This window comes from Lysinibacillus mangiferihumi, assembly GCF_003049665.1.
GTDB classification, from domain to species: Bacteria; Bacillota; Bacilli; order Bacillales_A; family Planococcaceae; genus Lysinibacillus; species Lysinibacillus mangiferihumi.
Genome location: NZ_PYWM01000016.1, coordinates 23992 through 37794, shown reverse-complemented (window position 1 = coordinate 37794; position 13803 = coordinate 23992). Strand labels below are relative to the sequence as shown.

Here is a 13803-nt window from a genome sequence, read left to right as displayed (position 1 = left end):
AGATTGACAAATAACATAATTCAAACTATTCTATAAAACATATTAGAATAGTAGGTTTTTAGATGTTGAATAATTGAGTAAGGAGAACAATATGCTCGAATTTCGTAATGTATCAAAAGTTTATAGCGCAAAGAAAAAAGAGGTTGTTGGTGTAGATAATGTATCCTTAATAATTAATAGTGGTGATATTTTCGGTATTGTAGGCTATTCGGGGGCGGGGAAAAGTTCCCTCCTGCGTTGTATAAATCTACTAGAACGACCTACTAGTGGTGAAATATTAATAAATGGTAAGGATTTAACGAAGCTATCCCGAAATGAACTGCGTTTAGCCCGTTTAAAAATTGGCATGATATTCCAGCATTTTTATTTAATCAGTCAAAAAACAGTTGGCGAAAATATTGCCTTTGCTTTAAAAGCAGCGAGTATGCCAGCCAATGCGATTCCTGCTCGAGTGGATGAGCTACTAGAGATGGTTGGTTTAGCAGAAAAACGAGATGTTTATCCTGCACAGCTTAGTGGTGGTCAAAAACAAAGAGTAGGTATTGCCAGAGCTTTAGCAAACAATCCGGCGATGTTGCTATGCGATGAAGCAACATCAGCTCTCGATCCAAAAACGACAGTGTCAATTTTACGATTATTAAAGGAAATAAACAAAAAGTTAGGCATAACAATTGTCCTTATTACACATGAAATGGATGTTGTGAAGGAAATTTGTAATCGTATGGCTGTGATGCAGGACGGAAAAGTTATAGAAGAAGGGGACGTGTATGATATTTTTGCCAGTCCCCAAAAGATTTTAACACAGGAGTTTATTAGTAGTGTTGTATCTTTTGATATTCCAAAAACAATTCTAAAAGACGTACGGGGTCAAATCGTTAAAATTTTATTCAAAGGAAATGTTGCAGGTGAAGGTGTTATTTCAGATACGATGCAACGTTTTGAGGTAAAAGGGAATTTCCTTCATGGCACAATCGAGTACATTCAAGAGCGACCACTGGGGATTTTTTTAATGGAGCTACAAGGTGAGGACAGCGAGTTAGCGAAAGCTAGGGCCTATATGACCGAACGTGGTGCGATTGTGGAGGTGGTTTTGCATGTTTGATGTTACACATTTTATAGATATGGTTCCAGATCTATTAAAGGCCTTTCAAGAAACCATTATTATGATTGGTATTTCCTTATCTGTGTCGATTGTATTAGGTCTACCACTGGGTATTTTATTATTCGTTACGGATAAGGGATTGTTTTGGGAAAATCGATTGATTAAAAGCGTATTTGGCTTTGCGGTGAACTTGATTCGTTCGATTCCATACATCATTTTATTGGTTGCTTTATTTCCGTTAACGAAGTTGCTTGTTGGACAAACAATTGGACCTATTGCAGCGAGTGTTTCCTTATCGGTTGCAGCCATTCCGTTTTTTGCACGTTTAGTGGAAACGTCGTTACGAGAAATTGATAAAGGGGTAATAGAAGCGTCTATTGCAGTAGGAGCAACGCCGTGGATGATAATTAAGGATGTCTTAATTCCTGAAGCAAAATCAAGCATCATTCAAGCAGTGACAGTCACGGTGATTAGTTTAGTAGCTTTCTCTGCAATGGCAGGTGTAGTTGGTGGTGGCGGTATTGGTGATTTAGCCATTCGATTCGGCTACTACCGTTATGATAATACAATTATGATTGCTACCGTTGCGATACTCATTTTGCTCGTGCAAGCGATACAAATTGCAGGTGACTGGTTTGCAAAATCAATTGATAAAAGATAAAAAGAGGAGAGATTGATAAGATGAAAAAATCGTTATTAGCATTTTTGACAATCATCTTTGCTGTTGTTTTAGCAGCATGTGGCGCAAGCGACAAAGGAGCAGATTCAAAAAAAGGTTCAGATGCAGCAGGGGAAAGCAAATCGATTAAATTAGGTGCAACAGCAGGTCCTTATAGTGATATGCTGAAAAAAGCGATTATTCCACAACTTGAAGAAAAGGGTTATGAAGTAGAATTAGTAGAATTCAGTGATTATGTACAACCGAACAAAGCTTTAGATAATGGTGATATTGATGCAAACTTATTCCAGCATACAATTTACTTAGAAAACTTTGAAGAACAGAACAACATGGATTTAGAACCATTAATTATTGTGCCGACAGCGCCAATGGGCTTCTTCTCAAACAAATATAAATCGATTGATGAAATTCCAAATGGGGCGACAGTGGCAATTGCCAATGACCCTTCTAATGCAGCACGTACATTGTTATCATTGCAAGAACAAGGCTTAATCGAGATTGATCCTAAAATCGAAGAATTAAAAGCATCAGAAAAAGATGTTGTGAAAAATGACAAAAATTTAGTATTCCAACCGATTGAGGCGGCAGCACTTCCACGTACAGTAGAAAGTGTTGATTTAGCAGGAGTTCCTGGTAACTTTGCTTTAGCGGCTGGATTAGATTTACTAGATGCTGTATTTTTAGAAAATATGCCTGACCAATTCCGCAACGTTATCGCGGTAAAGGCAGAAAATAAAGATTCGCAATTATCAAAGGACCTAGTTGAAATTGTAGAATCAGCAAAATTTGAAGAAATGATTGATGCAGACTTCAAAGGCTTTGGGAAACCAGAATGGATGAAAAATCGTAAATAAAACAGGCTGGGACAAAAGAGAAAAAGTGTTAGATTGATGGCAGTCAATCTAACACCTTTTTTGCTGCGCCGCTGTTGTCCGCTCAGCACAGTAAGCCGCAACCCTCGCTAACCCGCGGAATGCCAGCGTCTTACGTTCTGTGCTGTTCTGAGCTGGAGTCACCGCCTTCGCTACCAACAACTAGTGAACACTTCTAATTTTTTATTTATTGCAAAAGCAAGAATAGCTAAAGCTAAGTTCTCCATATAGCAAAAATTTATGAACACCTTTCCTCTGTTCCTAAAATTTTTTTAGTTATGTCCCAGCCTCATTGTTGAATTATTGTTTAAACAGATTAAGTTTTTCTATACGGCTAATCGCTTCCCGTAAGCGTTCCTCACTTACAAGTAAACCGACACGTACATAGCCTTCGCCGAACTGCCCGAAGCCATTGCCAGCCGCTACTGCAATATCAGCTTTATCGAGCAATAAATCGGCAAATTGTTCACTCGTATAGCCTAAGGGAACAGGGAGCCATGCAAAAAACGAGCCTTTTGGCGCTGTTACTTGCCAACCGATGCGCTGTGCTTCTTCGATTAATACGTTACGACGTCGCTCATATGTCGCACTAAGCTCTTGTGCACAAGTTTGTGAAGATGTTAAAGCGACAGCGGCTGCCTGTTGAACTGCTGGAAATTGGCTACAAAATAAATGATCTTGAATAAGATTAATCGCTTCGATAATTTGGGCATTACCGACTGCAAAACCGATGCGCCAGCCAGCCATATTATAGGTTTTTGATAATGTATATAGCTCGATGCCGACCTCTTTGGCACCGTCTGCCTGTAAGAAGCTTACGGGTTTATTGCCATCAAAGCCAATAGCACCATATGCAAAATCGTGTGCTACAATAATCTGATGTTCTTTAGCAAAACGTACAGTTTCTTCAAAAAATTCAAGCGTTGCTGTTCTGCCAGTAGGGTTGTTTGGGTAATTCAAGTAAAGAAGCTTAGCTCTGTCCTTTATTTCGTCGGACAATGCATCATAGTCAGGCAAGAAATTATTTTCCGCAAAAAGTGGCATGACATCGTATTGAACTTCTCCTAAGACCACACCAGATAAATAATCGGGATACCCAGGGTCAGGTAATAACATTGAATCACCAGGGTTTAACACGGCCATTGGTAGCTCAACAAGTCCAATTTTCGTACCACCTAAAATCGCAACTTCTGTATCGGGATTGATTGTTACATTGTATTCGCGTTTATAAAAATCAGCAGCAGCTTGACGTAATTCGACTATCCCGCGAAATGGAGAGTATTTATGATGCTGGGGGTTTTCGGCCGCTTCTTGTAGCGCTTTAATAATATGAGGAGGGGTCGGCTGGTCAGGGTTGCCCTGTCCAAGATTAATAATGTCGCGCCCTTCTGCTAATGCAGCATTGACCTTTTGCACAAGTGCTGCAAAAAATTGAGTAGGGAGTTGTTGGAGTTTTTTAGATAATTTCATGAATGTTCACCTTTTTCAGAATATAATAATTATTGTAGATATGTTGCAAATACTATTACTTTTTCAACTGATTGTCTAGACCCTATATGGCTAAATAAGTTGCGCTTCACTATATTGCAGGCTAGAAAAGAAGATTCGTTCAAAACTAATGCTGTTTTTATGTTATATATCTTGCATCATTTACGGTAATAAATGTATAGCCTTTACTTGACAGTTCTTGTAAAATGCCTTCGATTGTTTGACATACTTTGTCTGTGTCATCATACATTGGATGAATCAAAATAATAGAAGAAAAGTATTTCATTACGAAAAGAGAGAGGTTTTACTAATATGTATTTAGAAAAATAGTAGAGTAACTAAAAAAGATGGGAAATCCCATCCTTTTAGCGTTGATCTAACTTATCAGATATACGTTTAAGAATTTGGACTTGTTCCTGTTGTATTTTAAGAAATTTAAGGAGAAACCAAATGATAAAAATCACTGGCGCTATGTAGATGAATAAACTTAAAAGAGGCAAAAAAGCGAATAATGTACTTCCCATAAATGATGTTACCCTCCTTCGTATAATATCGAAAAATCTGTCGTTTATGTATGTATTAAATATAGCAATAAACATGGTTATTGTCATTAAACGCTAAAAATGGAAGGGAAGTAAAAGATATCCGAATTTGATTTTCTTCAACCGTACATAGGTTAAAATATGACATTCTTAGTGTAAGTGGGTCTAAGTAAAATTGGAGCCTGTTAGCTAACGGAATCGACCAATTGTGCAAAAAATCTAAATTAGTGCACTTTTAACTGTAGTATAATGAACAGTAGAAAAGCGGTAGTAGGATCAGCGCTTTTGGCAATGTTTAAAGCTATTTATACCTCGAATTTAAAAACTATTTTTTACACAGGGGGAATGAAAAATGAAAATAGGTTGTATTCAATTAAATGTAGGATTTGGCAAAGTGGAAGAGAATTTTGCAAGGGCTGAAGAAAAGATTCGTGAGGCTGCAACATTAGGTGCAGAAATTATTGTGCTTCCAGAAATGTGGAATACAGGTTACGCGCTTGAAAAATTACCTGAGCTTGCAGATGTGGATGGAGAACGAGCGAAAGCATTTTTACAAGGTTTAGCAATGGAACTTGGCGTACATATTGTCGGGGGCTCTGTGGCAACGAAGAAGGGCGATAAATTTTTCAATACGATGTATACGTTTGATAAAGATGGAAAACAAGTTGGCGAATACAGTAAGGCACATTTATTCCGTTTGATGGATGAACATCTATTTTTAGAAGCAGGCGATGAAATGAATCGCTTTGCACTAGGAGATATTGAGGCGGCAGGCGTTATTTGCTATGATATTCGCTTTCCAGAATGGTTGAGAGCGCATGCATTAACAGGCGCAAAGGTGTTATTCGTGCCAGCCCAATGGCCAACACCACGTATTGACCATTGGAAAACATTATTGCAGGCACGCGCGATTGAAAATCAATGCTTCGTCATTGCGGTTAACCGTATTGCCAACAAAGTAGAAAACTTTAATGGGCAATCCATGGTGATTCAACCTTGGGGAGAAGTGTTATGGATTGGAGCAGACGATGAAGAAGTAGCAGTTATTGATGTTGATTTTTCAATTGTCGATGAAGTGCGCGGCAGAATTCCAGTGTACGATGACCGCAGACCAGGATTGTATAGCATGTGCCAGTCACCGAAACAATTCTGAAAATTTACAAAGACCCCTATGGGAACGCGTGTAACGTAAGCTGCAACATGCCTGCGTGTGGTGCCAGTCACCCGAACAATTCTGACTAATTTCATTTCTTATCTTCAATTAACGAATGGGCTAGAAGCATAAACTCAAGTGTAATCCGATTGTGCCCTTTCATGAAATTTTCTCCTAGCAAATTTTCAAGCTTCTTTAGGCGATGATAGAGTGTTTGTCGCACGATAAACAATTGATTTGCTGTTTGTTGTTTCGAGCCATTCGTTTGTAAGTAGACTTGCAGTGTTTCTAACAGCTTGCTGTTGTATTTTTTATCATATTCAATCACAGGCTGTAAATAATCCTGAATGACTTCTTGCAAGTCAACTTGCATTTGTAATTTATAAATTAGGTAATATAAATGTAAGTCATCATAAAAAAATGATGTCGTTTGAACTTTGCGACAAATATATAATGTTTCCAAAGCTGTTTGATAACTCTTCGGAATTTCCTCGACATCCGCTACGATCTTACCGATAGCTAGTTGATAGCCCTGTGCTTGCTGCTTTTTATAAAAATCCGTTGTCTGGAGCGTAGAAAAGAGCGAATTTAATAAATCACGACTCGCTTTACAATCCTTAGTGTGGAGTAAGATAAATACAACGTAGCTCTTTCGCTCGAACAAAAAGGGGATAAAACCATTTTGTTCAAATAAATTTCTATAGTAAAGTTTGCTATACACAATATCCTCTTGACCTTTCATCATTGTATAAGGCGACGATAAAATAAAGACAGCATTACTATAGTGTGTAAAGTTAGCATGATGGGATACGATAAATTTATAGATTTCTTCTTTCGTCAGCTTGTCATCAATCCAATCCGCTAAAATAGTGGCATCCTCAATATCTCTTTTTTCTTCTATATAGAACTCACGCATTAAAAGCTGGGCAAGCGCCGTTGCTGTCCGGTCTAAAATGAGTAATTCAAATTCAGAAAATAATCCATCCGTTCGATAAAGGGTCAAATCGGCATAATGTTGATCAACAATAAAAATAGGTGCATGTTTAAATTGTGGCGCTGATTGTGGCAACGTTAATAATTGCTGTCGTTTCGCTAGAGGCATGTTTGGGAAAAAGATAACGTCTCGGTCTTTAATGGAAAAAATGATTTGTGTACGTAATGTATGATAAATTGTTTGCAAAATGTCGTCAGTATTTTGTCCATGAAGGGCATTTTTGTTTAACGTTTGTGCGTAATTTTCTAATGAAGAAATCATGAAATATTGTTGATTCATAATTTGGCTATGTAAATCCTGTGTAATCCGAACAAAGGGCACTGTCTCATGAAATACAATGATTGGAAAATCATGGCGATTGGCCAGTGATTGTATCGCTTCAGGTATTGTCTGTAAGTAAGTGCCGTATTCTATGCACAGTGCTGCACAGTTTTTTTTAATTAACATCTCGACGAAAAAGATAAAGTCCTCAAGATGATGCTGTAAACTAATCCCCGTCGTCAAAATTAATTCGTCCCCTGCTAAGAAATTATCCACTTGCACAATTTCAATAACATGTGCCCACTTAACAATGCGTAATAATCCGTCTTTTCCTGCAATGACCTCTGCACTTTGAAAGTGTTCATTTTTTAATACATCCTTCACTTGAAGTTTAAATTGACTCATCGTAGCCCTCCACTCAAAGTTTTGCATGATATAAAAAATAGTAACTTACGACAACTGTGAATATTTAGCTAGTATTTTACGAAATATCTTCTTTAAAGAAAGTTTATTCTAATTTTACATTATGTTTAAAACAAAGTCATAGAATTATACAAGTTGTCTATTCCTTCGTTTTGCTAAAAGTTGTAAAATTCTTTGTAAGAATTAGTGCAATTTTGAAAAAGGGGTGACAGCAGGTCGTTTTTTACATTCGCTAGAACAATACAAACTGCTTTAATAATGGAACAACATTATAAATTAAAGGGGTGCATGTAAATGGTTCAAACAAATCTGAAGAGTGACGTATTAAAAAAAGATGAACAGTATGTCTGGCATTCAATGAAGCCTTATAATCCGCAAGCCACTTATATAGTAGAGAAATCGGATGGGGCAAGAATCGTTGATACGGAAGGTGTTGAATACATTGATGCGATGGCAGGTTTATGGTGTGTCAATGCAGGCTATGGACGGAAGGAATTAGCAGATGTTGCACACGAGCAGATGATGAAAAACGCCTATGCACCTCTATCGCAAGGGCATTTACCTGCAGTTGAATTAGCTGAAAAGATTAATCAAATGCTTGGTGGCGATTATGTTATTTTCTTTTCGAATAGTGGTTCTGAAGCAAATGAAACAGCATTTAAAATTGCCCGCCAATACCATCAGCAGAAAGGGCAAAGTGCGCGCTATAAAATTGTTTCACGTTATCGGGCTTACCACGGAAGTTCGTTTGGAGCTTTAGCTGCAACGGGGCAAGCAGAACGAAAATATAAATATGAGCCGCTAACACCAGGATTTATTCATGTCGCGCCACCAGACCTATATCGAGATCCAGAAAATGATGCAACAGCTCCAGTTGAGCTAGCAAGTGTCAAGGCTGTCGATAAGTTAATGACATGGGAACTTGGCGATACGATTGCTGCGATGATCTTAGAACCAATTATTACGGGTGGTGGTGTAATCATGCCACCGGAAAATTACATGAAGGGCATCGAGGCGGTTTGTCAAAAACATGGGGCATTAATGATTGTCGATGAAGTCATTTGTGGATTTGGTCGCACAGGAAAGCCGTTTGGTTTTATGAACTATGGGGTGAAGCCTGACATTATCACAATGGCTAAAGGTATTACAAGTGGGTATTTACCATTATCAGCAACGGCAGTGAAACGCGAAATTTATGAGGCGTTTACAGGTTCGGATGCATATGGTTATTTCCGCCATGTCAATACATTTGGTGGCTCTCCTGTAGCCTGTGCTGTCGCATTGAAGAATATCGAAATTCTAGAGCGAGAAGCATTATTCGAGCGCTCCAAGGTAGTGGGAGCTAGTACACTCCAAACACTTCAGCAAGCTTTAAATACACATCCAAATGTTGGAGATGTACGCGGCAAAGGCTTATTAATAGGAATTGAATTAGTCGTAGATAAAGAGTCAAAAGAGCCCTTACCAGTGGATAAAGTGAACGCTGTCATTGCTGCATGCAAAGGGCAGGGTGTGATAATCGGGAAAAATGGTGCAACAGTAGCAGGGTTTAACAATGTTCTAACGCTATCACCACCACTTAATATTGTCCAACATGATTTAGATAAAATAATTGAAGTTGTTATTGAAAATATTAAAAAAATATAATTATGTACAAAGAAAGCTGTCACTTAAAGTCGCTATCAAGGGCTTTCAGGACAGCTTTTAAAGCATCAGAAAGGCTAGGCGAAGAATGAGTATGCACAACACGCCTCCTGTCAGGAAAAGTAATAAGACAATTCGCTTCTTTACATGAGTATTCATCGATAAATGCGTCCTCCTAAACTTGTGAGGTTTTAAACATATAGCCGCTATAAGAATTATGGATAACCATAACAATACCCATTAACATGAAATTTGATAGTAGTGAACTACCTCCGTAACTTAAAAACGGTAACGTTACACCGGTTACAGGTAAAAGTCCAATCGTCATGCCAATATTTTGTGTAATTTGGAATGCTAATAAACTGGAGATACCCGCACCCATAAGGGTCATAAATGGATCCTTTGCTTCTACTGTAATAAGAACAATACGATAAATGACAAAAAATAATAATGTAATGACAAAGGCTCCTCCAACAAATCCTAATTCTTCAGCGATGGCAGAAAAAATAAAATCTGTATGCTTTTCTGGAACATAGACATTATTTTGTAAATAGCCTTTACCAGTAAATTCTCCTGTACCGATGGCCATAAAGCCTTGTCTAGTTTGAAAGGAGGAATCCGTATATTCATAAGGTTGTAACCACCCGTAAATACGGGAAACTTGATGCCCAGATAACTTACTTAGTATTTTTTCTGTAAAAAAATCATTAAATTTTACATAGAGAATAACGATTGCACCAACGATGGTCACAGGAATAGCTGTGAAAATGACGAGTAATTTTGTTTGGATACCTGAAAAGTAAATCATCGGTAATATCATCGCCACATATAACATAACCATGCCTGTATCCGGTTGCTCATATACAGCGAGTGTTGGTGGAAGTGTAATGATGCCAATCATCAATAGCAATCGCATATCTGATAAAAAGGAAGGACGCACATATTTTGCTTGATGGGCGACAATCACTTTACTGACAACAATTAAAAATGCGAACTTCAAAAATTCTGATGGTTGGAACGACCCTAAAAGTGGAACCTGATACCAAGATTTTGCTTCATTTATTGTGCGTGCGATGCTTTCCGGTGCGATAAATAATCCAAATGTTAGCGCTACTATAACCCAATAAAAGGGCCAGCCGATTTTTTTTAGTTGCTCAATATCAAGTGTTGCTATGCCATACATAATTAAAAAGCCCATACTATAATAGATAATTTGCTTAATGATAAACAGACTTGAATACTGTTCAAACGCTGTACTGCTAGAATGTACGAAGAGGCAGCTAGTAATACCTAGCAGCAATAGACTTATTGCTAAACTGCTATCTAATTTTTTTAACTGCAACAGTCAAACACCTCCCCTTCATATTTGTAAAAATTATCTATTAATAGTAAACGATAGAATGTAAAGAAGGTTGCGTACGTTTTTATATTGTGTCTAATTTATTAAAGAATGGTATGTTCTGTAATTGCATTAGAAAATTTTACAAAAACATAACACTAGCTTTATATCTCCATACTATGATTAATGGTAATAGTTGGAGAAGGAGCCGAAAATAATGCATTTTTTTCGTTATATTAAGGTAAAAGATAAGCTGCTTGTACTCATGATTGTTTGTGTATTATCGAATGTCCTACTAGGTATATTTAGTGTGGATTATTTACGGAAAATGTCATGGCATGCAAGCGAAAGTTATACCGAGGCACTTGTACCGATTGGATGGCTTAATGAGCTTGAGGAAGCACAACGACACTTGGATTATTTAATGGATTCAGGTGGAGAATATCAAGAGATGGCAGCTATACTAAAAAATATTGAACAGCCTTTAAGTAATTTGGAAAAAATAGTAATCGATAAAAAAATGAATCATCAAGTAAAGAAGTATAATTCGGTATTCTCACAGCAGATAGAATTAGTTGAAAGTTATCAGCAGTTAAATACGCAAAAACGTCAGCAGTTTTATGAGCAGTCCTATTTACCGGTTAGCCAACAAAGCCATGCCATTTTAGAAGAGACGCAGAGTTATTTAGTTCAAAGAGCTGATGAACAGCAACAAGCGTACCAAAAGGATGTGCAATTTGGTTATTGGTTATTGGGGAGTGTTTGTACATTTGTCGTACTATTAGTCGTTTTCATTGGTTTCATCGCAACAAAGGCTGTTAATGTACCGACACGTCAATTGAAATCACTGTTAAAACGTGCAGAACAAGGTGATTTTACAGCCAATGCGAGCTATGTGGCGCATGATGAGCTCGGAGAAGTTGTATTGTCATATAATCAGATGGCAACAGAAGTAAAGCGATTGTTACATACGGTTACAAATAGTGCGCAAGAGGTTGCTGGAATGACAGAAAATTTACAAGAATCCTCGGAGCGATCTTCTACAGCTACAGTAAAAATAGCAAAGGATGTGCAAAGTATTGCAGATTTGACTACTGCATCTACTAGTAAATTAGCGTCCAATTCTGCCTCATTAGAAGAAGTATTAAACGGTGTACAGATTGTCTTAGAAAAAGTGCAGCTTGTAGAGAGCTTTGCACATGAGACTGCCCGTGAAGCAGAAAGTGGTACAGATATTGTACAGGCGAATTTAACCCAAATTCAAGCCATAAAGCGCGCTGTTGAAAAATCAAATATAGCTATTTTTAAACTAGTGGAAAGAGCCTCTACAATCGACCATATGGTTGAAGTAATTGAAAAAATAACAGCTCAAACCAATCTGCTTGCGCTAAATGCGTCCATCGAAGCGGCGAGAGCTGGCGAACACGGGCAAGGGTTTGCCATCGTCGCCAACGAAGTACGTAAACTAGCTGAGCAAACAGTACATTCAACTCAAACCATTACGTCCATTGTACAAAATATCCAAACCGATTCTCACTACGCTGTCAAGATGATGGAAGGTGTACTAAGTGCTACAGAAAAAGGTGTAAATGTAACGTCAGAAACTGCAATAAGCTTCGATCAAATATTAGAAAAGGTCAATATCATTCAGCCATATATTGTAGAAGTATCGACGACAGTGCAAGATATAGCTGAACATACAAAGAAGGTTAACGAAGATGCAGGTATGTTAACAGCTCTTTCAGATACGAATGCAGCCTCGACTAAACATGTAGCGAAGTTAACGACAGATCAATTAAATGCTCAGCAACAATTTCATCATACAATTAAAGAATTACGAAAAGTTTCAAAGGTGTTGCAAATTGCTGTTAAACGTTTTTCAATTTAATGGAACAAGAAAAAAAGTTGAACCTCTTTATGAATGTGTAAAGAGGTTCTTTTTTTATGATAAAAATAAATGATTGTATTTTTGGAAAGAACAAATGTGTTTTTTTGTGTTGTGAGACAGCACAATATTTATCAAAAACCATATACTGATAACAAGGGGTTTCACGTCCTTTTTTGAAACTCGTATAGATTGTTGTTGTGTTTTTTATATGAACACATTATAATGAAATGCATCAGAAGTGTTATTAAATCAATGTTTCAGTATAAAATATTGTACTTCTGAGAAGTACAATTGTTCATATGTGGAGGTTTTGAGAAATGAAAAAGATTATGGTTACAGGTGCTCTTGGTCAAATAGGATCTGAGCTGGTAGAAAAACTTCGAAGTATTTATGGAGAGGACAATGTGTTAGCTACAGATATACGAAAGCTTGAACATACAAAGGGGCCATTCGAAGTGCTGGACGTGACGGATGGACAAAGGATGCATGATTTAGCCAAGGATTTTGGTGCAGATACGATGATGCATTTAGCTGCACTACTATCTGCAACTGCAGAAAGAAATCCATTGCTTGCTTGGAATTTAAACATGGGTGGTCTGATGAATGCGTTAGAAGTTTCCCGTGAGTTAAATTTACAATTTTTCACGCCAAGCTCGATCGGTGCATTTGGTCCTTCAACACCTAAGGATAATACGCCACAAGATACATTACAGCGTCCAACAACGATGTATGGTGTGAATAAAGTCGCGGGAGAATTATTATGTGACTATTATTTCAATCGTTTTGGGGTAGATACACGTGGCGTACGCTTCCCAGGATTGATTTCGTACGTAACGCCTCCTGGCGGTGGTACAACGGATTATGCCGTAGAAATCTTCTACGAAGCGATTGAACAAGGGAAGTATACTTCGTATATTCAAGAAGGAACTTACATGGATATGATGTATATGCCAGATGCGTTACAAGCTATTGTGGATTTAATGGAGGCTGATAGTAGTAAACTAATTCATCGCAATGCATTTAATATTACGGCGATGAGCTTTGAACCATCACAAATTGCAGCCGAAATTAAAAAACATTTGCCACAATTCCGAATGCAGTATAACGTCGATCCGGTTCGTCAGGCGATTGCGGATAGTTGGCCAAATTCTATCAATATTGATGCAGCCAAAAATGAATGGGGCTTTAAAGCAGAGTATGATTTAGCAAAAATGACTATTGATATGTTGGAGAAATTAAAAATTAAACTGCAAAAGAAGGCTATTTCATAAAAAATAAAAGCTTTTTCAAATGAAAATTAACGCAGGTAAAGAAAAACGACATTGTTTTTCTTTACCTGTTTTTTTGTTGACATTACACTATTCAATAAAAAACGGGATAGAAAAACAGAGTATAAAAAAGAAAATTTTTGGAATATA

At 37.5% G+C, this 13803-nt stretch carries 10 protein-coding genes; 7 read left to right on the top strand and 3 right to left on the bottom strand.

Annotated features, from left to right (window positions below; all coding sequences use genetic code 11):
* The first annotated feature begins 91 nt into the window (after positions 1-91).
* The 3 genes from C9J37_RS15245 to C9J37_RS15235 are packed head-to-tail and all read left to right on the top strand — an operon-like array spanning position 92 to position 2635.
* Entirely contained in the window at positions 92-1102 is a 1011-nt protein-coding gene (locus C9J37_RS15245) for a methionine ABC transporter ATP-binding protein (RefSeq protein ID WP_107896018.1), read from the top strand.
* Entirely contained in the window at positions 1095-1763 is a 669-nt protein-coding gene (locus C9J37_RS15240) for a methionine ABC transporter permease (protein WP_025218541.1), read from the top strand. Before C9J37_RS15245 ends, C9J37_RS15240 begins: the two co-directional genes overlap by 8 nt.
* Positions 1764-1783: 20 nt before the next feature.
* Complete coding sequence (locus tag C9J37_RS15235; protein WP_107896017.1) at positions 1784-2635, top strand: MetQ/NlpA family ABC transporter substrate-binding protein; 852 nt, start codon at positions 1784-1786, stop codon at positions 2633-2635.
* A 318-nt stretch (positions 2636-2953) separates the two neighbouring features.
* Here C9J37_RS15235 and C9J37_RS15230 read toward each other — a convergent pair whose 3' ends face one another.
* Positions 2954-4123, bottom strand: coding sequence for a pyridoxal phosphate-dependent aminotransferase (locus tag C9J37_RS15230; protein WP_107896016.1), 1170 nt, complete (start codon positions 4121-4123; stop codon positions 2954-2956).
* Between the two features lie 912 nt (positions 4124-5035).
* On the opposite strand from C9J37_RS15230, the gene C9J37_RS15225 reads away from it, so the two are divergent.
* Positions 5036-5836 carry a carbon-nitrogen family hydrolase gene (locus C9J37_RS15225; RefSeq protein ID WP_107896015.1) on the top strand — a complete coding sequence of 267 codons (801 nt, stop codon included), beginning with the start codon at positions 5036-5038 and terminating at the stop codon, positions 5834-5836.
* Positions 5837-5927: 91 nt separating this feature from the next.
* Here C9J37_RS15225 and C9J37_RS15220 read toward each other — a convergent pair whose 3' ends face one another.
* Complete coding sequence (locus C9J37_RS15220; RefSeq protein ID WP_107896014.1) at positions 5928-7496, bottom strand: PucR family transcriptional regulator; 1569 nt, start codon at positions 7494-7496, stop codon at positions 5928-5930.
* A gap of 312 nt (positions 7497-7808) precedes the next feature.
* Between C9J37_RS15220 and C9J37_RS15215 the strand changes: the two genes are divergently transcribed.
* Positions 7809-9161: an aspartate aminotransferase family protein gene (locus tag C9J37_RS15215; RefSeq protein WP_107896013.1), complete on the top strand. Its 1353-nt coding sequence runs from the start codon at positions 7809-7811 to the stop codon at positions 9159-9161.
* Between the two features lie 172 nt (positions 9162-9333).
* On the opposite strand, the gene C9J37_RS15210 is transcribed toward C9J37_RS15215, so the two are convergent.
* Positions 9334-10500 (bottom strand): FtsW/RodA/SpoVE family cell cycle protein, encoded by a 1167-nt coding sequence (locus C9J37_RS15210; RefSeq protein ID WP_235617132.1) that lies wholly within the window; start codon positions 10498-10500, stop codon positions 9334-9336.
* Positions 10501-10714: 214 nt separating this feature from the next.
* Here C9J37_RS15210 and C9J37_RS15205 point away from each other — a divergent pair, with 214 nt between their 5' ends.
* On the top strand, positions 10715-12385 hold the full coding sequence (locus C9J37_RS15205) for a HAMP domain-containing methyl-accepting chemotaxis protein (RefSeq protein WP_107896011.1): 1671 nt from the start codon (positions 10715-10717) through the stop codon (positions 12383-12385).
* A gap of 317 nt (positions 12386-12702) precedes the next feature.
* Positions 12703-13656: an L-threonine 3-dehydrogenase gene (locus C9J37_RS15200; RefSeq protein ID WP_107896010.1), complete on the top strand. Its 954-nt coding sequence runs from the start codon at positions 12703-12705 to the stop codon at positions 13654-13656.
* Positions 13657-13803 lie beyond the last annotated feature (147 nt).

Coding starts and splice junctions, on each gene's coding strand:
- C9J37_RS15245 (WP_107896018.1), top strand. CDS start 92: ATGCTCGAATTTCGTAATGTATCAAAAGTTTATAGCGCAAAGAAAAAA.
- C9J37_RS15240 (WP_025218541.1), top strand. CDS start 1,095: ATGTTTGATGTTACACATTTTATAGATATGGTTCCAGATCTATTAAAG.
- C9J37_RS15235 (WP_107896017.1), top strand. CDS start 1,784: ATGAAAAAATCGTTATTAGCATTTTTGACAATCATCTTTGCTGTTGTT.
- C9J37_RS15230 (WP_107896016.1), bottom strand. CDS start 4,123: ATGAAATTATCTAAAAAACTCCAACAACTCCCTACTCAATTTTTTGCA.
- C9J37_RS15225 (WP_107896015.1), top strand. CDS start 5,036: ATGAAAATAGGTTGTATTCAATTAAATGTAGGATTTGGCAAAGTGGAA.
- C9J37_RS15220 (WP_107896014.1), bottom strand. CDS start 7,496: ATGAGTCAATTTAAACTTCAAGTGAAGGATGTATTAAAAAATGAACAC.
- C9J37_RS15215 (WP_107896013.1), top strand. CDS start 7,809: ATGGTTCAAACAAATCTGAAGAGTGACGTATTAAAAAAAGATGAACAG.
- C9J37_RS15205 (WP_107896011.1), top strand. CDS start 10,715: ATGCATTTTTTTCGTTATATTAAGGTAAAAGATAAGCTGCTTGTACTC.
- C9J37_RS15200 (WP_107896010.1), top strand. CDS start 12,703: ATGAAAAAGATTATGGTTACAGGTGCTCTTGGTCAAATAGGATCTGAG.